Here is a 15,932-nt window from a genome sequence, read left to right as displayed (position 1 = left end):
GTCGTCGACCCGGTGTGCGGGATGACGGTCCGGCCGTCGCCCGCCGCGTTCCCCTACGAGCTCGACGGCACCACCTACCACTTCTGCTGCGCCGGCTGCCGGACGGCGTTCTCCAAGGCCCCCAACGACTACCTCCCGGAGGGTTCGCGGTGCTGATCACGAACACGTTCGAGGTCTCCCAGCCGCTGCAACGGGTCTGGGAGTTCTTCGGGAACATCCCGCAGGTCGCCGCCTGCCTGCCCGGCGCGGCCATGACCGACGACCTCGGCAACGACACGTACGGCGGCCACGTCGGGATCCGGATGGGCCCGGTGAAGATGCAGTTCGCCGGCAAGGCCGCGATCACCGAGCGGGACGAGGCGGCGCACCGGATCGTCATCGACGCGTCCGGGGCGGACGAGAAGGGCCGCGGCCAGGCCGCGATGCTCGTCACCGCCCGGCTGTCCGCGGCCGGCGGCGCCACGAAGGTCGTCGTCGAGCAGGACCTGCAGCTGTCCGGCGCGGCCGCGCAGTACGGCCGCGGCATGATCAACGACGTCAACGCCGTCCTGCTGCGGGACTTCTCGGTCAACGTCCAGAACCGGATCACCGCCATCGCCGAGGGCCGCGACCCCGACTCGGTCGGCACCGCGGCGGCCGCCAGCGGCCTGGCCATCGGCCTGCAGGCCGTTCGGATGGCGCTGCTGCGGGTGTTCCGCCGGTTCTTCCTGCCCTACCGCCCGGCGACGAGCTGAGGAGCTCCTGATGACTCTCTGGTGGATCGGCAACGCCCTGCTGCTGCTCGTCGTGGCCCCCGTGCTCGTCGCGCTGCTCAACCGGGTGCTCGCCGCCCTCGAACGGATCCGCGGTGCCGCGGACGACATCCTCGCCGGCGGCGTCGCGCTCGTCGGGGAGCTGGAGCCCGCTCCGGCACTGCTCGCCAAGACCGACACGACGGTCGCCGCCGTCGCCCAGGGCGCCGTCCGGTACGCCGGCTCGGTCGCGAAGCTGCTGGGCTGAGAGGAGCCGACATGCCTGCCGTCGCCGTGGTCACGCTCGTGATCGCCACCGTCATCATCGCCGCCGCCGCGCTCGGGCTCGCCCGGGTCATCGGCCACCTGAAGGCCGTCGCCGGCACCCTGGACGCCGTCATCGGCGGGGTCCGGGCGGTCGCCGACCGGACCAGCACGGTGCCGACCGTCGTGCCGTCGGTCAACGCCAGCCTGAAGCCCGTCCGCGACTTCTGCGAAACGATCTGAGGAGCCCGATGTCCGTCCTTCACGCCGCCGGCGAGGGGTCGACGACCGGCTGGGTCGTCGGCTACACGATCGGGGTCGTCGTCGTCCTCGTCGTCGTCGCACTCGTCGTCCCCATCCTCCTGCTGGCCCGCCGGATCGGCGGCCAGGCGCAGGCGATCGACGACTCCCTGCAGGAGTCGGTGCGCAACACGGCGGCCCTCGCCGGGCTGCGCACCACGAACGAGCACGTGCCCGTCATCGTCGCGGGGCTGCAGCGCGGCCGCGCCCGGCTGGGAGGCTGACCCGTGAACGCCACCGTCGCCCTCGCCCTGACCGACACCCAGCGCCAGCTGTGGTGGGGCGCGATCATCGCCGGGCTCGTCGTCGTCCTCGCCGTCGCGGCCCTGCTCACCGTCCTCGTGCTGCTGGTCCGGACCATCGACCAGCGGGTCGCCGCGGTCAAGGCCACCCTGGCCCAGGCCGCCGCGAACACCGCCGACACCGCGCTGCTCGCGCAGACCGCGGCCGGTGTGGACGCCGTCCTCGCCGAAGGCCTCGAGCACCACCTGTTCCTCGGCCGCGTCCTCGGGAAGGTCCGCACATGACCACGCTCGTCGTGCTCTCCGTCGTCGACGTCGTCCTGCTCGTCGCAGGGCTGGCGCTCTACCTGTGGATCGTCGGCGGCCAGCTCGGCCGGGTCGCGACGAACCTCGAGGACTGCGCCGAGCTGGTGCGCACGATCAAGCGCAACGCCGAGGCGATCGAACCGGGGCTGCAGCAGGTCACCCGCACCGGTGGCGTCGTCGCCGGCGCGCTGCCGCTGCTCTACGGGATGGCCGAGGGCATCGTCGCCGGGGTCACGTACGAGCCCGCCCCCGCGGAGGAGCTCGCGCACCCGGCCCCGGCCCGGCCCGCGATGGGCCGTCGCCGCACCCGGCTGCACGAGGGCGTCGGCTACGACCCGGAGAAGCTGCCGGCCTGACGGCGCCCAGAGTGCAGCCGGACCCCGAATCTATTCTATGAACTTCTATGTCGATGGCACGTGTCGCTATGGATTCTATTCATAACGAGCCATAGGCTCACCGCGTGACCCTTTCGGGCAGCCAGGAGCAGGTGCCGGACGACGCCGCTCGCGTCAAGCAGTGGACCGAGGGCGGCGAGTCCTACACCCTGGAGTTCAAGAGCGAGCAGCGCGAGAGGATCAACGACCGCGACCTCGTCGAAGCAGTGGTCTGCCTCGCCAACGGCTCGGGGGGAGTACTCCTCCTCGGCGTAGAGGACGACGGGACGATCACGGGCTCCCGGCCTCGGCACGAGTCCGGGCGAACCGACACGCTCCGGGTCCAGGCGCTCATTGCGAACCACACGCAGCCCCCCGTGTCCACGACGGCGACGCTCGTCGACGTGGACGACAAGGTCGTCCTCGTCGTTCATGTACCTGACAGTCCTCGCGTCGTCGGCACCAGCCGTGGCACCTACGTGCGGCGCGCAGTGGGCGCTGACGGTCGACCCACCTGCCTGCCGTACCACGCGCACGAGATGCTGGCCCACGAGGTCGACCGGGGCGCCGTCGATTGGGCTCGGCTGACCGTCAGCGGCGCCACGGCCAGCGATCTCGATCCCCTCGAATTCCACAGACTCCGGCGACTCGTCAAGACAGCCACCGGGACGTCGGACCACGTCCTCGCAGAGCTGTCCGACGAGGAGATCGTGAGCGCTCTCGGGCTCGCCACCCATGACGGGAGCGTGACGTCCGGCGCGCTGCTCCTCTTCGGCAAGGACGACGCTCTCGCACGCTTCCTACCGACGCACGAGGCAGCCTTTCAAGTGCTGCGCGGCCTCGAGGTGGAGACGAACGAGTTCTCCCGGGCTCCCCTTCTGCGCCTGGCCGAGGAGTTGTTCGCCCGGTTCCGCGCTCGCAACAGCGAGGAGGAACTCGACTTCGGTCTGCTCCGTATCCCCGTGGCGTCGTACTCCCAGACCGCGTTCCGCGAAGCATTGGCGAATGCACTCATCCACCGCGACTACACCCGGCGCGGTGCGGTGCACGTCCAGTGGAGCGAACATCAGCTCGAGATCTCGAGCCCTGGCGGCTTCCCGGGCGGAATTCGGGTCGACAACCTCCTCGTCGCACCACCTCACCCTCGAAGCCCGTTGCTCTCCGATACGTTCAAACGCGCGGGTCTCGTGGAGCGAACCGGCCGCGGCATCAACCGCATGTTCGCCGAGCAGTTGCGCGTCGGCCGCGAGGCACCTGACTACGGCAGGAGTTCAGCCGACCACGTGGTGGCAGTCCTTCCCGGAGGGCCCGCCAACCTTGCGATGACTCGCTGGGTGCTCGAACAGGAGGCAACCCGAGGCCGCCCGATCGACCTGTCGGACCTTCAGGTCCTGACCGAGCTCAGCCGTGAGCGCCGAGCCTCTACGGGTGAGCTCGCGATCGTGCTGCAGCGCAGCGAGGCGGAGGCCCGACGGCTCCTGACACGAATGGTCGAGCGAGGTTGGGTCGAGGCCCGCGGCGAGGGCAGGGGGCGCAGCTGGCACCTGTCGGCCGCTGTCTACCGAGCGTTGGAGTCACCTGCCGGGTACGTCCGCACCCGAGGATTCGAACCGCTCCAGCAAGAGCAGATGGTGCTGCAGTACGTCGAGGCTCACGGGAGCATCACTCGGGCCCAGGCCGGCGACCTGTGCTCGCTCGCACCCGAGCAAGCCGGTCGTCTGCTCCGCAGGCTGTCCGACAAGGGCAACCTGGTCATGCGCGGCGAGCGGCGTTGGAGCACGTACGTCCTGCCGTGATCGGCGGGCATACGCCCGTTGTTGTCACCCGGAGGCCTCGTCCGTCGGCGTCTTCGGAGTCGTCAGGGGTCCCGTGGTCGCCGGGGTGCTGTAGCCACCGATCCACTCCTGCCGCCAGGTCGACTCGTACTGCTCGTCGTTGCAGGACGGCTTGTACACCGCGAGCAGCTCGTGGACGATCTGCTCGCGGTGCGACGGCAGACCGCCGGGCACCTCGAACCAGGCGACGAAGAGCTTGAAGCGGTCGCCGGCGCGCTTGACCCAGCGTGCGGAGTGCTTGTGCTGGAACGGGAAGCCCACGGTCGAGAGGTCGTCGGCGTGCCAGGCGTAGATGACCGCGAACTGCTCGCGGGCGGGGTCGGTCTTCGCCATGACGACGTAGACGCCCGGCTTGGCCGGCGCGGTGAAGCCGGCGAGCACGCGCGGCCCCTCGAAGAAGTAGCCCGAGAGCGTCCCGAGGCGGATCATGCGGGCCGGTCCCAGCCCTCGTCGTCCTCGTCCTCGCTGACCGCGTCCTCGTGCACGACCGGCCACGCGGGCAGCCCGGCCTTCCCGGCGGCGTCGGCGAAGAGCTCGCGGCCACGGGTCAGCGCGTCCTCCCGGGAGCCCGCCTCGACGACGAGCTGCGCGCCGTAGCGCGGGGTGCCCAGCCCGGACGCGATCCCGCCGTGCCCGGCGACGGCGTCGGCGAGCTCGACGACCTCCTCGCGGGTCACCACGCGGTCCCCCTCGGCGACGACCGAGACGCTCCACCTCACGACAGCTCCTCCTTGTCCCGCAACGGCTTCACTCGTCGGGCGTCACAGCGTCGGCAGGATGCCGGCGAAGTCCTCGAGGCTGCGCAGGTCGTGGCCCGACAGCAGCAGGTCGACGTACGGGGCGGCGACCATCATCCCCATCGTGCTCGGGACGAAGTCCACGGCGTCGCCCTTGTGCGGGTTGAGCCAGACGACCGTCCGGCAGAGCCGCGAGAGCCGCTCCATCGCGTCCGCGAGGACGGCCGGGTCGCCGCGGTCGAGCCCGTCCGAGCAGATGACGACGACACCCCCGCGGCACACGCCACGCCGGCCGTGGTCCCGGACGAACGCCCGCAGCGAGTCGCCGATCCGGGTGCCGCCCTCCCAGTCGAAGACGGCGTCCGCGGCCCGTGAGAGCGCGTCGTCCGGGCGGCGCCGGTCGAGCGAGCGGGTGATCCGGGTCAGCCGGGTGCCGAAGCAGAACACCTCGACCCGGGTCGTCGCGCGTCGCGTCGAGTAGGCGAAGTGCAGCAGGTTGCGCGAGTAGTCCGACATCGAGCCGGAGACGTCGAGCACGAGCACGAGCCGCCGGGTGCGGCGCCGGTGCCGCAGCCTGCGCAGCTCACCGACCTCGCCCTGCCGGCGCAGCGCCTCCCGGACGGTGCGCCGGACGTCGGGCCGGCGGCCGGACCGGTCGGACGCCGTCCGCCGGCTGCGCCGCCGCGGCGGGGCGAGCCGGATCGCCGAGATCATTCGCCGGACGGCGAGCAGCTCGTCCGGCGTGCAGAGCGCGAACGCCTTGCGGCGCAGGATCTCCGCGTTCGCGGCGACGTGCCCCATCGGGGTCTGCTCGCCCTCCTGCTCCTCGTCGCCGGGCTCGTTCTGCGGCACGGTGAGCTCGGCGACGACCCGGGCCGCGGCCCGGAGCACGGTCCGCTCCGGCTCCGGCCTGCGGTCCGCCTCGTGGAGGAAGAAGCGGCGGAAGACCGCGTCGTAGACCGGGATCTGGTCGCGCCGGGTGACGAGCGTCGTCCGACCGCCCCAGTAGAGGTCCTCGACGTCCGACAGCCGGAGCACCGCCATCGCCCGGGCGTACGTGAGGACGTCACCGGACCCGACGGGCAGGCCCTCCTCGCGCAGCGCCTGGGCGAAGTCGACGAGGAGCCGGACCGGGGCCGGCACCTCGTCCGCTCCTGCCGCCGGCCCCGGCTCAGCCACCGTCGAGGACACCGTCGATCCGGGACAGCACGAGGTCGAGGTCGTCGCGCTCCTTGACGACGGCGCCGAGCGAGTCGCGCAGCGCGTCGGCGGTGAGCTCGGGCTCGTCGAGCACCTGCAGGGTGCGGACCCAGTCGATCGACTCCGCGACGCCCGGCGGCTTGGACAGCTCCATGTCGCGCAGCCGGTTCACCGCGGCGACGACCTGCGCCACGAGGCCGTCGGCGGCCTCCGGGGCCCGGGCCAGGATGATCTCGGCCTCCCGCTCGGGCGTCGGGTAGCCGACCCAGTGGTAGAGGCAGCGCCGCTTGAGGGCGTCGTGCAGCTCCCGGGTCCGGTTCGAGGTGAGGACGACGAGCGGCGGGCTCGGGGCCACCACGGTGCCGATCTCGGGGATGCTGATCTGGAAGTCCGACAGCACCTCGAGCAGGAACGCCTCGAACTCGTCGTCGGCCCGGTCGACCTCGTCGATGAGCAGGACGGCGCCGTCCCCCGCCCGGACGGCGGCGAGCAGCGGCCGCTCGACGAGGAACTCGGGGCCGTAGAGCCGGTCCACGGTGCCGTCGTCGGTGAGGTCGTGCTGGGAGAGCGCGCGGACCTGGAGCAGCTGCCGGGCGTAGTCCCACTCGTAGAGCGCCTGCGCCGGGTCGATCCCCTCGTAGCACTGCAGCCGGATCAGCCGGCGCCCGAGCATCGTCGCGAGCACCTTGGCGATCTCGGTCTTGCCGACGCCGACCTCGCCCTCGAGCAGGAGCGGGCGGTCCAGGGACAGCGCGACGTAGGCGGCCGTGGCCAGGCCGCGGTCCGCGAGGTAGCGCTCCTGCCGCAGCCGCTCGGTCAGGTCGGCCACGCTGGTGGGACGCGTCATCGGGTCCTCTCGGGTCGCGCCCCCGCGGGGCGTACGTGCGGGCGTACGTGCGGTGGTGCGGTCAGCCGTCGGAGGGCGTCGGCCCGAGGACGAGGTCGCGCAGCGAGCCCTCGCCGGTCTTGCCCTCGCGGGCGAGCAGGTCCTTCCAGGCGGACCGCAGGTCGGTGCCCGGCTCGGCCATCCCGTCGAAGCTGAAGTCGCGCATGTTGCGGCAGATCTTCGCCGGGCCGCAGTCGTCGTCCTGGGGGCCGGACGCGTCGGCGGCGGACCCGACCGGGGTCTCGGTCACGGTGCCTCCTTCAGGGGGTGGCGGTGCGGGCCGCCGGGACGGCCGGGGACGGGTCCTTGCCGGCCGCGACGGCGACCGCCTCGGCGAGGACGGCGAGCGCGACCTCGGCGGGCGGGCCGGCGCCGATGTCGAGCCCGGCCGGCGCGTGCAGCGCGGACAGGTCGGTCACGCCGCGGTAGCCGAGCCAGTCGACGCACGCGCCGATCGCCCGCCGGCCGCCGACGAGCCCGACGTAGCCGACGGACGACGCGAGGGCACCGACGAGCGCGGGGCCGGCGACCTCCGGGTCGTGACCGACGACGACGACCTTGTCGAGCGACGACAGGCCGGCGACGACGGCCGCGGCCTCGGCGCCGTTGCCGAAGACCCGCGGCTGCCAGCCGAGCAACACCGCGGCCGGCTGCAGCGCGGCGACGACCGGGCCGCCACCGACGAGGACGAGCGCGGGCACCGGGCGCAGCACGGTGACGACCCGGTCACCGGACGCCTGCGTGCTGCTCCCGCCCGCCTGGAGGCCGGACTGCGCGTCGTCCGGGTCGACGAACCGGACGGCGGGCTCGCCGTCCACGGGCAGGTCGAGGACCAGCCCGGCCGGCCGGCGGTCCCGGACCCGGTCCCAGAACTCGGCGGGCAGGGCGTCCGCGGGGGTGACGACGAACCGGGCCCGAGCGTCGGTGGGCAGCCCGGCGACGAGCGCCTCGGTGACCCCGACCGTGAGGGTGACGAGCCGCGGGACGCCGCGCTGCGGCGCGACGTCCGCGAGCCGGGCGTCGAAGACGCCGCCGAGCACCGACCCGACCCGGCCGCCGCCCGCCGTCAGCGCGAGCGCGGCACCGGGCTCGGCGCCGTCCAGCCCTTCGCTGTCGACCAGCCAGGCGACATCGACCCGCGTGCCTGCGCGCAGGCAGCCGAGCACGCTGAAGGCGATGTCGTACACGTTTCGAGCGTAGGTGGGCCGGACCCGTGGTGCACGCTGTCGATCGGGTCCTCCGTGACCCGATCGGGTCAGATTCGCCGCCGCAGGTCAGGGGCGGGTGAGCGCGTCCGGTGCGCCACCGGCCAGGCCGGTGCTGACACCCTCGGCGTCCCGGCCCGTGACCCGGACGCCGTTGCTCCGCTCGAAGGGCAGCTCGGGCTGCTCGGCGGCGTCCTCGAGGGAGTGCTTGCCGAGCTGGGCGGCGTCCGGCAGGGCCACCGGGTAGACGCCGGTGAAGCAGGCCGTGCAGAGCCGCTCGACCGGCTGGTGGGTCGCGGCGACCATGCCCTCGAGCGAGATGTAGCCGAGGCTGTCGGCGCCGATGCTCGCGCGGATCTCCTCGACCTTGAGGCCGTTGGCGATGAGCTCGGCGCGGCTGGCGAAGTCGATGCCGTAGAAGCAGGGCCAGGTGACCGGCGCGCTGGAGATCCGGACGTGGATCTCGGCGGCGCCGGCCTCGCGGAGCATCCGGATCTGGGCGCGCTGGGTGTTGCCGCGGACGATCGAGTCGTCGACGACGACGAGCCGCTTGCCCTTGATGACGTCGGTGAGCGGGTTGAGCTTGAGCCGGATGCCGAGCTGGCGCAGGGTCTGGCTCGGCTGGATGAAGGTCCGGCCGACGTAGGAGTTCTTCACGAAGCCCTGGCCGTACGGGATCCCGCTCGCCTCGGCGTAGCCGACCGCCGCGGGCACGCCGGACTCCGGGACACCGATGACGAGGTCGGCCTCGACCGGGTGCTCGGCGGCGAGCCGGCGGCCCATGTCGATCCGGGAGGCGTGCACGCTGCGGCCGGCGATCGTCGTGTCCGGCCGCGCGAGGTAGACGTACTCGAAGACGCAGCCGCTCGGGGTCGCCTCGGCGAACCGGCTGGAGCGCAGGCCGTCGCGGTCGATCGCGACGAGCTCGCCGGGCTCGATCTCGCGGATGTAGCTCGCGCCGATGGTCGCCAGCGCGGGGGTCTCGCTCGCGACGACCCAGCCGCGGTCGAGGCGGCCGAGGACGAGCGGGCGGATGCCGTGCGGGTCACGGGCGGCGTAGAGGGTCTCCTCGTCCATGAAGACGAGGCTGAACGCGCCCTTGAGCAACGGCAGGATCTCCAGCGCGGTGGCCTCGAGGGTGCGGTCCGGGTCGCCGGCGAGCATCGCCGTGACGAGCGCGGTGTCCGTGGAGTTGCCGCGCTGCCACTCGGCCCGGTTCTGCTCGTCGACGCCCTCGCCGAGGTGGTCGAGGAGCCAGCGGCGCAGGTCCTTGGAGTTCGTCAGGTTGCCGTTGTGGGCCAGCGCCACGGTGCCGGAGGCGGTGTCACCGATCGTCGGCTGCGCGTTCTCCCACGTCGAACCGCCGGTCGTGGAGTAGCGGCAGTGCCCGACGGCGATGTGCCCCTGGAGCGTCGACAGCGCGTTCTCGTCGAAGACCTGGGCGACCAGGCCCATGTCCTTGTAGACGAGGAGCTGGCGGCCGTTGCTCACCGCGATCCCGGCGGCCTCCTGGCCGCGGTGCTGCAGTGCGTAGAGCCCGAAGTAGGTGAGCTTGGCGACCTCTTCACCGGGGGCCCAGACCCCGAAGACGCCGCATGCGTCCTGGGGGCCCTTCTCGCCGGGCATGAGGTCGTGGGAGAGCCGTCCGTCGCCGCGAGCCACGGGTCCAGTGTCACACAGCCGCAGGGGCCTACCGGCGGCGGCGCTCGACGAGCAGGGCGGCCGCGGCGCCGACGACGCCGCCGACGAGGCCGAGGATCGCCGCGAAGTAGCGCACCAGGGTGCCCGTCGAGAACTCCGCGGTCTGGGCCGGGTCGTCGAACGCGAGCGCCACGACGACGCCGAGGACGACCCCCACGACGACCCCGGTCCCGACGAACGGGGCGTACCTCGGCGCCCGGCGCAGCCGGACCTCGACGGCGCCGTCGGGCAGCTTCGGCTGCGGTGCCGGGTCGGCCGCGGGGGTGTCGCTCACCCGGACGACGCTAGCCGACGGGCCGCCGCCCCGCACGGTCCGCGCTCGTCGACCCGATCCCGGGTCCGCAGCCCGGATCGGGTCGACAGGAGCGGATCACTCCAGGGGGAGCAGGCCGGAGAGGTCGGCCCGCTCGCCGCTCGCGCTGACCCGGCCGGTCGCGACGGCGTCCGCCCACGTCGTGCGGCCGGTCGCGAGGGCGAGCCAGGTGTCGGCGTCCGTCTCGACGACGTTCGGCGGGGTGCCGCGGGTGTGCCGGGGGCCGGGGATGCACTGGACGACCCCGAACGGCGGCACCCGGACCTCGCACGCCCCGCCGGGGTAGCGGTCGGCGAGCTCGGCGAGGGTCCAGCGGACGGCGGTCGCGAGCACCGGGCGCGGCGGCGGGACGCCGTCGGGCGCCGTCCGCCAGGCCGTGACGGCGGCGAGCCCGTCGGCGGGGTCGATCCTGCGGCGCGGCGGCACGGCGCCGATCCTGCCAAGCGGGCCGGGGCACGGTCCACACGGGGATGCCGCGGTCCGGTGGTCGCCCCCGACGGCGTGGTGCACTACCGCCATGCCGACGCTCGGGTTCCTGCACACCGCGCCGGTCCATGTGGAGACGTTCCGCGGCCTCTCCCGGGCGGCCGCGCCCGGCGTCGACGACGTGCACGTCGTCGACGCGGACCTGCTCGCCGACGCCCGCGCGGACGGCGTGGACGCCGTCCGGGCCCGGGTCGCCGAACGGGTCGGCGAGCTCGCGGCGGCCGGCGCCGACGTCGTCGTCTGCACCTGCTCGACGATCGGGGCCGTGGCCGAGCAGGCGCCGGCAGGCGTGCCTGTGCTGCGGGTCGACCGGCCGATGGCCCGCGCCGCGGTCGCCGGCGGCGGGCGGGTCGGTGTCGTCGCGGCGGTGGGGTCGACGGTCGGCCCGACCCGGGCGCTGCTGCGCGCGGAGGCGGCGGCCGTGGGCAGCGGGGCGACGCTCGTCGACGCACCGTGCCCGGCGGCGTGGCCGCTCTTCGAGGCCGGCGACGTGCACGGCTACCTCGACGCAGTCGCCGCCCACGTCGGGGCCCTCGTGCGCTCCGGCACGGTGGACGTCGTCGTCCTGGCCCAGGCGAGCATGGCCCCGGTCGCGGCCCGGTTCGCCGGCGGCGGCGTCCCGGTGCTCGCCAGCCCGGCCGCGGCCGTGTCCGCGGCGGTGGCGCTGCTCGCCGGAGGCGGCGGTCCGGCCGTAAACCCCTGAGCCCGCGGGCCCGGCCGCCGCTAGCGTCGTGCGCATGCGCGACCTCCCGCCCGGCTGGGCCACCGACCTCGCCGTCGACGTGCTCATGGGCTCGACCGTCGAGGACCGCGGCGACCACCTCGTCGTCCGGACGCCGAACAACCCGAGCTTCCACTGGGGGCACTGCCTCTTCGTGCTCGACGACGCGCGGATCGACGACCCCGGGCACTGGCTCGGCGTCTTCGCGCAGACCTTCCCCGAGGCGAGGTGGGTCGCGCTCGGGCTGCCCCGGCTGCCGGCCGACCTCGCCCCGTGGACAGCCCTCGGCCTCGAGGTCGGGCTCGACGACGTCCTGACGACCCGGGAGCTGCCGGAGCTGCTGCCGGCCCCGCCGGGCTACACCGTCCACCGGCTCGTCACGGACGAGGACTGGGAGCAGCACACCGCCCACGAGCAGCGCGAGAACGCCCGCACCGGCGAGTACCCCGCCGAAGGGCACGAACGCTTCGTCCGGGCGCAGACGGCGTCCCGCCGGGTCGTCTGCGAGCGCGGCGACGCGGCCTGGTTCGGGGCCTTCCACGAGGGCGTGCTCGTCGCCGACCTCGGGATCGTGCGCTGCGGGGACGACGCCCGGTACCAGTCGGTCGGGACCGAGCTCGAGCACCGGCGCCGCGGCCTGGCGGGCCACCTGCTCGGCGTCGCCGCCCGCTGGGCGGCCGACCGCGGGGCCCGCCGCTGGGTCATCGTCACCGAGGCGACCAACCCGGCCGGCCGGGTCTACCGCAGCGTCGGCTTCGCCCCGGACCGGGGCAGCGCCCAGGCGTACCGCAAGCCCGCGTACTGACCGTCGCAGACAACGTGGTCGCGGGCGCGAACACGCGTGATCCACCGCAGACCCGGCACGACCCCCGGACGTGCCCCGCACCCGGGGCCACGACGGCATCCCTGAGCACGCCACCGGTTGACAACCTTGTCAGCCAGTCGCGACGATGAGCCCTTCCGGACACCGTCAGTGGCGACGGCCCCGCCCCGTCGGGTTCGGCCCCAGACCGTGATGCACGTGCGCCGCGCGGCGCGACAGCCGACAGGGGTCCCACGAGATGAGCGCCTCCACCGACGACACCGCCCGAGCGGGCGTCGACGGGGGCGAGTTCCGCCGCCCGACGATGCGGGACGTCGCCGCCCGCGCCGGGGTGAGCCTCAAGACCGTCTCCCGGGTCGTCAACGCAGAGCCGGGCGTCTCCCCCGCCCTCGCCGACCGGGTCCGGCGTGCGGTCGCCGAGCTGGACTTCCGCCCGAACGTCGGGGCGAGCAGCCTGCGCCGCGCCGACGGCAAGACGGCGACGGTCGGCCTGCTCGTCGAGGACGTCGCCAACCCGTTCTCGTCGGCGCTGCAGCGCGCGGTCGAGGACGTCGCCATGCCGCGCGGCGTCGTCGTCTTCTCCGCGAGCCTCGACGAGGACCCGGAGCGCGAGCGGGAGCTGGCCCGGGCCTTCGCCGCCCGCCGCGCCGACGGCCTCATCCTCGTGCCCGCGAGCGACGACCAGTCCTACCTCGAGGCTGAGGTGCGGGCCGGGACGGCGGTCGTCTGCGTCGACCGGGCCTGCCGCGGTGTCGACGTCGACTCCGTCGTCGCGACGAACCGCAGCGGTGCCGCCGAGGGCGTCCGGCACCTGTTCGCCGGCGGCCATCGCCGGGTCGCCTTCCTCGGGGACCGGCAGGCGATCTGGACGGCGAGCGAGCGCTACCAGGGTTACCTCGACGCGTTCGCCGCCGCGGGCTTCGAGATCGACCCGTCGATCGTCGTCCACGACCTCACCGACACCGGGGTCGCGGACGGCGCGACGTCCACGCTGCTCACCCGGCCGAACCCGCCGACGGCGCTGTTCACCGCGCAGAACCTCGTGACGATCGGGGCCCTGCGCGCGCTGCGCCGGCTCGGCGCCGAGCGCACGGTCGCGCTCGTCGGCTTCGACGACTTCCCGCTCGCCGACCTCGTGACGCCCGGCGTCACCGTCGTCGCCCAGGACCCGACGGCGATCGGCAAGCTCGCCGCGAGCGTCCTGTTCTCCCGGCTCGCCGGCGACACGTCACCGACCCAGCTGCACGTCGTGCCGACGACGCTCGTGCGCCGGGGCTCGGGCGAGATCCCGCCGCCGCGCTGACGGCCGGCCCGGCGGCGGCAGGGCCGGGTCAGCGCCGGGTCAGGCCCCGGGAGCGGGCAGTCCGGAGGGCTCGCCGGCCGGCCGCGGGACGCCGTGCGTGCCCGCGTGGACGTCCTGCGGCGCGTCGCCGGGAGGCCGCCCGTGCACGGCGACACGGCGCGGCGTCCGCTTCGCCGAGTACATCGCCAGGTCGGCCCGGTGCAGCAGGTCGCCGCGCGCGACCGGCCCGTCGTCGTCCGGGGCGTGCGCCACGCCGAACGTCACCGAGACCGACACCCGCACGCCGCCGACCGAGAACGGCGCGTCCAGCGTGCGCACCAGCGCCAGCGCGAGGGCGTGCCCGCCGTCGCGCGGGTCGCCGTCCGGCACGGGCAGGAGGACCGCGAACTCGTCGCCGCCGAGACGGGCGAGCACGGCGTCCTCCGGCACGCAGGCCAGCAGCCGCAGCGCCGCCTCGCGGAGCAGGTCGTCCCCGGCGGAGTGCCCCAGGGTGTCGTTGACCTGCTTGAACCGGTCGAGGTCCCCGAGCAGGACGACGACCGGCACGGCGAGCGGCGGCTCGAGGGCGGCGTCCAGCGCCTCGTAGAGGCCGCGCCGGTTCGCCAGCCCGGTGAGCTCGTCGGTGCGGGCCTGCACGTGGGCCTCGGCGTGCCGGCGCTCGGACGTGTAGGCGAGGGCCAGCCGGGAGAGGGCGGCGAGGATCGCGGTCACCGCGAGGACCACTCCCGCCATCGGCAGCCGGGCCCGGGAGCCGACCGCGAGGATCGTCAGGGCGGTCAACGACGCGGCGAACGGGACGACGAGCGCGGCCGCGCTCCAGGTGCGGCTCGCCGTGCGGCCGTTGCCGTCGGGCACCGGCGCGGCGAGCAGCGAGACGACGGCGGCGCCGAGCACCCAGACGCCGTCGACGGGTGTCCCGGTCTGCCAGTCGCCCAGGCTGATCCGGACGACGAACCACCAGTCCGCAGAGCCGAACAGGGCGATCCCCAGGGCGAACCAGCCGGAGATCCGCTCCGGGCCGGAGACGGCGATCCCGGCGACGAGCAGCGTGAGGACGACGACGTCGCAGATCGGGAAGGCGAGGATCAGCGCCACCGGGACGCCGCCCGCGCGCGCCGACTCCACCGCCGGCGGGACGACGAAGCAGACGAACGCGGCCCCGATGGCGAGCGCGCCGACGACGGCGTCGACCGCCGGGCCCGGGCGGGCGGCCCGCAGCCGGCCGCGCAGGAGCATGGCGACCGCGACGACGGCGAACGGGTAGCAGACGACGTAGAGGAGCAGGCTGGGGACGACGGTCCACTGCGGCTGCACGTCGCCGGTGTGCGCGTTCGCGACGACGTTCCCGAGCCCGAAGAAGGTGATCCACACGGCGACCGGGACCCGCCAGCCGCGGTGCCTGCGGTCACGGGCCGCGAGCACCCAGACGTACGCGGCGCACAGCTCGATCGCCAGGACCTGCAGGACCAGCTCGCGCCAGATGTGGTGACCGCTCGGCCCGACGAGGAGCGCGCTCAGGTAGACCCCGGTCGCGACGAGGGCGGCCCGCCGCACCAGGGCCGCGGCACCTGGCTGCTGCGGCCTCATGCTCCTGAGTCGGCCTCCCCGGGCTCCCCCTTGATGGCGCACCCGGATGACCGCCCTAGGCTGCGGCTGTGACGAGCGCCTTCGACGACGCGACAGCGGTACGGGCCACGGGCGGGGGCACGTTCGCGATCACGATAGACCCGCAGTGGTCGATCGGCGGCCGGGCGAACGGTGGGTATCTGCTCAGCGTGACGACACGGGCCGCGATGACCGCCCTGGCGGCGGCGGGCGGCGGTGCGGCCACCGACGGTGACGCCGCCCGGCCCGCGCTCGAGCCGGTCGCGGTCACGGGGGCCTTCGCCGCCGCCGCTGCGTTCGGCCCGGCCACCGTCGAGACCGAGGTGCTGCGCCGCGGGCGGTCGACGGCCGTCGTCCGGGCGCGGCTCGTCGCGGACGGCGCGACCTGCCTGGAGACGCTCGTCACGGCGGGCACCCTCGGGCCGGACGACCCGCTCGTGCCCGGCCCCGCGCGGCCCCCGATGCCGGACCGCGAGGCGTGCGTCCGGCTGCCGCCGAAGGGGCCGGGCTTCGACGTCCCGCTCATGGGCCCGCTCGACCAGCGCCTCGACCCGGCCACCCTCGGCTTCGCGATGGGCAGCCCGAGCGGTGCGGGCGAGCTGCGCGGCTACGTGACCTTCGACGACGGCCGCGACCTCGACCCGCTCGCCCTGCTCCTCGTCGCGGACGCCCTGCCACCGGCGACCTTCGACGTGCCCGGGCTGCACCTGGGCTGGGTCCCGACGCTCCAGCTGTCGGTGTTCGTCCGGGCCGTCCCCGCGCCCGGACCGGTCGTCGTCCGGCACGTCGCCCGCAGCGTCGGCGCGGGTGCGGTCGACGAGACGACGGACGTCTGGGACTCGACCGGCCGGCTCGTCGCCGTCGGCCACCAGCTCGCGCTGGTCCGCGCCGTCTGACCGA

22 protein-coding genes are annotated in these 15,932 nt (G+C 74.4%); 12 read left to right on the top strand and 10 right to left on the bottom strand.

Going from position 1 to position 15,932, the window contains the following annotated elements; genetic code table 11:
* Positions 1-12: 12 nt before the first annotated feature.
* From EDJALFJO_RS25325 to EDJALFJO_RS25290, 8 genes are all read left to right on the top strand, one after another.
* A complete protein-coding gene (locus tag EDJALFJO_RS25325) occupies positions 13-156 on the top strand; it encodes a YHS domain-containing protein (protein ID WP_255392587.1) in 144 nt (47 codons plus the stop codon).
* Entirely contained in the window at positions 150-734 is a 585-nt protein-coding gene (locus EDJALFJO_RS25320; RefSeq protein ID WP_088289095.1) for an SRPBCC family protein, read from the top strand. Before EDJALFJO_RS25325 ends, EDJALFJO_RS25320 begins: the two co-directional genes overlap by 7 nt.
* A 10-nt stretch (positions 735-744) precedes the next feature.
* Positions 745-999, top strand: a complete 255-nt coding sequence (locus EDJALFJO_RS25315) for a hypothetical protein (RefSeq protein WP_088289094.1) — start codon at positions 745-747, stop codon at positions 997-999.
* 11 nt (positions 1,000-1,010) lie between these two features.
* Positions 1,011-1,238: a hypothetical protein gene (locus EDJALFJO_RS25310; RefSeq protein WP_088289093.1), complete on the top strand. Its 228-nt coding sequence runs from the start codon at positions 1,011-1,013 to the stop codon at positions 1,236-1,238.
* A gap of 8 nt (positions 1,239-1,246) precedes the next feature.
* Positions 1,247-1,519 carry a DUF2561 family protein gene (locus EDJALFJO_RS25305; protein WP_088289092.1) on the top strand — a complete coding sequence of 91 codons (273 nt, stop codon included), beginning with the start codon at positions 1,247-1,249 and terminating at the stop codon, positions 1,517-1,519.
* 3 nt (positions 1,520-1,522) lie between these two features.
* Positions 1,523-1,822, top strand: a complete 300-nt coding sequence (locus EDJALFJO_RS25300; RefSeq protein WP_198950623.1) for a hypothetical protein — start codon at positions 1,523-1,525, stop codon at positions 1,820-1,822.
* Positions 1,819-2,199 (top strand): hypothetical protein, encoded by a 381-nt coding sequence (locus EDJALFJO_RS25295; protein ID WP_088289091.1) that lies wholly within the window; start codon positions 1,819-1,821, stop codon positions 2,197-2,199. Before EDJALFJO_RS25300 ends, EDJALFJO_RS25295 begins: the two co-directional genes overlap by 4 nt.
* Positions 2,200-2,303: 104 nt before the next feature.
* Positions 2,304-4,013 carry an RNA-binding domain-containing protein gene (locus EDJALFJO_RS25290; RefSeq protein WP_198950622.1) on the top strand — a complete coding sequence of 570 codons (1,710 nt, stop codon included), beginning with the start codon at positions 2,304-2,306 and terminating at the stop codon, positions 4,011-4,013.
* A 24-nt stretch (positions 4,014-4,037) separates the two neighbouring features.
* Here EDJALFJO_RS25290 and EDJALFJO_RS25285 read toward each other — a convergent pair whose 3' ends face one another.
* The 9 genes from EDJALFJO_RS25285 to EDJALFJO_RS25245 all read right to left on the bottom strand — a co-directional run bounded on the left by EDJALFJO_RS25285 (position 4,038) and on the right by EDJALFJO_RS25245 (position 10,520).
* Positions 4,038-4,481: a hypothetical protein gene (locus tag EDJALFJO_RS25285; RefSeq protein ID WP_088289090.1), complete on the bottom strand. Its 444-nt coding sequence runs from the start codon at positions 4,479-4,481 to the stop codon at positions 4,038-4,040.
* Positions 4,478-4,771: a hypothetical protein gene (locus EDJALFJO_RS25280; protein ID WP_088289089.1), complete on the bottom strand. Its 294-nt coding sequence runs from the start codon at positions 4,769-4,771 to the stop codon at positions 4,478-4,480. Before EDJALFJO_RS25280 ends, EDJALFJO_RS25285 begins: the two co-directional genes overlap by 4 nt.
* Positions 4,772-4,813: 42 nt before the next feature.
* Positions 4,814-5,968 carry a VWA domain-containing protein gene (locus EDJALFJO_RS25275; RefSeq protein WP_233150027.1) on the bottom strand — a complete coding sequence of 385 codons (1,155 nt, stop codon included), beginning with the start codon at positions 5,966-5,968 and terminating at the stop codon, positions 4,814-4,816.
* The gene (locus tag EDJALFJO_RS25270) at positions 5,961-6,836 is read right to left on the bottom strand and encodes a MoxR family ATPase (protein ID WP_088289088.1); all 876 of its coding nucleotides are present in this window, start codon (positions 6,834-6,836) and stop codon (positions 5,961-5,963) included. Before EDJALFJO_RS25270 ends, EDJALFJO_RS25275 begins: the two co-directional genes overlap by 8 nt.
* 61 nt (positions 6,837-6,897) lie before the next feature.
* Positions 6,898-7,125 (bottom strand): hypothetical protein, encoded by a 228-nt coding sequence (locus EDJALFJO_RS25265; RefSeq protein WP_088289087.1) that lies wholly within the window; start codon positions 7,123-7,125, stop codon positions 6,898-6,900.
* 10 nt (positions 7,126-7,135) lie between these two features.
* Positions 7,136-8,062: an XdhC family protein gene (locus EDJALFJO_RS25260; protein WP_143448780.1), complete on the bottom strand. Its 927-nt coding sequence runs from the start codon at positions 8,060-8,062 to the stop codon at positions 7,136-7,138.
* A gap of 87 nt (positions 8,063-8,149) precedes the next feature.
* Positions 8,150-9,742 carry an amidophosphoribosyltransferase gene (gene purF, locus EDJALFJO_RS25255; RefSeq protein WP_088289085.1) on the bottom strand — a complete coding sequence of 531 codons (1,593 nt, stop codon included), beginning with the start codon at positions 9,740-9,742 and terminating at the stop codon, positions 8,150-8,152.
* A 28-nt stretch (positions 9,743-9,770) separates the two neighbouring features.
* Positions 9,771-10,055, bottom strand: a complete 285-nt coding sequence (locus tag EDJALFJO_RS25250; RefSeq protein WP_088289084.1) for a hypothetical protein — start codon at positions 10,053-10,055, stop codon at positions 9,771-9,773.
* Between the two features lie 96 nt (positions 10,056-10,151).
* On the bottom strand, positions 10,152-10,520 hold the full coding sequence (locus EDJALFJO_RS25245; protein WP_088289083.1) for a sterol carrier family protein: 369 nt from the start codon (positions 10,518-10,520) through the stop codon (positions 10,152-10,154).
* A 91-nt stretch (positions 10,521-10,611) separates the two neighbouring features.
* Here EDJALFJO_RS25245 and EDJALFJO_RS25240 point away from each other — a divergent pair, with 91 nt between their 5' ends.
* The 3 genes from EDJALFJO_RS25240 to EDJALFJO_RS25230 all read left to right on the top strand — a co-directional run bounded on the left by EDJALFJO_RS25240 (position 10,612) and on the right by EDJALFJO_RS25230 (position 13,427).
* Positions 10,612-11,283: an aspartate/glutamate racemase family protein gene (locus EDJALFJO_RS25240; RefSeq protein WP_088289082.1), complete on the top strand. Its 672-nt coding sequence runs from the start codon at positions 10,612-10,614 to the stop codon at positions 11,281-11,283.
* 34 nt (positions 11,284-11,317) lie between these two features.
* Positions 11,318-12,106, top strand: coding sequence for a GNAT family N-acetyltransferase (locus EDJALFJO_RS25235; protein ID WP_088289081.1), 789 nt, complete (start codon positions 11,318-11,320; stop codon positions 12,104-12,106).
* Between the two features lie 256 nt (positions 12,107-12,362).
* Positions 12,363-13,427, top strand: coding sequence for a LacI family DNA-binding transcriptional regulator (locus EDJALFJO_RS25230; protein WP_088289080.1), 1,065 nt, complete (start codon positions 12,363-12,365; stop codon positions 13,425-13,427).
* 39 nt (positions 13,428-13,466) lie between these two features.
* Here the strand turns inward: EDJALFJO_RS25230 and EDJALFJO_RS35800 are convergent, their stop codons facing one another.
* Positions 13,467-15,014 carry a diguanylate cyclase gene (locus tag EDJALFJO_RS35800; RefSeq protein WP_088289079.1) on the bottom strand — a complete coding sequence of 516 codons (1,548 nt, stop codon included), beginning with the start codon at positions 15,012-15,014 and terminating at the stop codon, positions 13,467-13,469.
* Positions 15,015-15,082: 68 nt separating this feature from the next.
* On the opposite strand from EDJALFJO_RS35800, the gene EDJALFJO_RS25220 reads away from it, so the two are divergent.
* On the top strand, positions 15,083-15,928 hold the full coding sequence (locus tag EDJALFJO_RS25220) for a thioesterase family protein (RefSeq protein ID WP_088289078.1): 846 nt from the start codon (positions 15,083-15,085) through the stop codon (positions 15,926-15,928).
* Positions 15,929-15,932: the final 4 nt, after the last annotated feature.

It is taken from the genome of Kineosporia sp. A_224, from assembly GCF_002198655.1.
Taxonomy (GTDB): Bacteria; Actinomycetota; Actinomycetes; order Actinomycetales; family Kineosporiaceae; genus R-H-3.
Note: the sequence above shows the minus strand (reverse complement) of the source record. Positions and strands in the feature narration are given on the sequence as shown.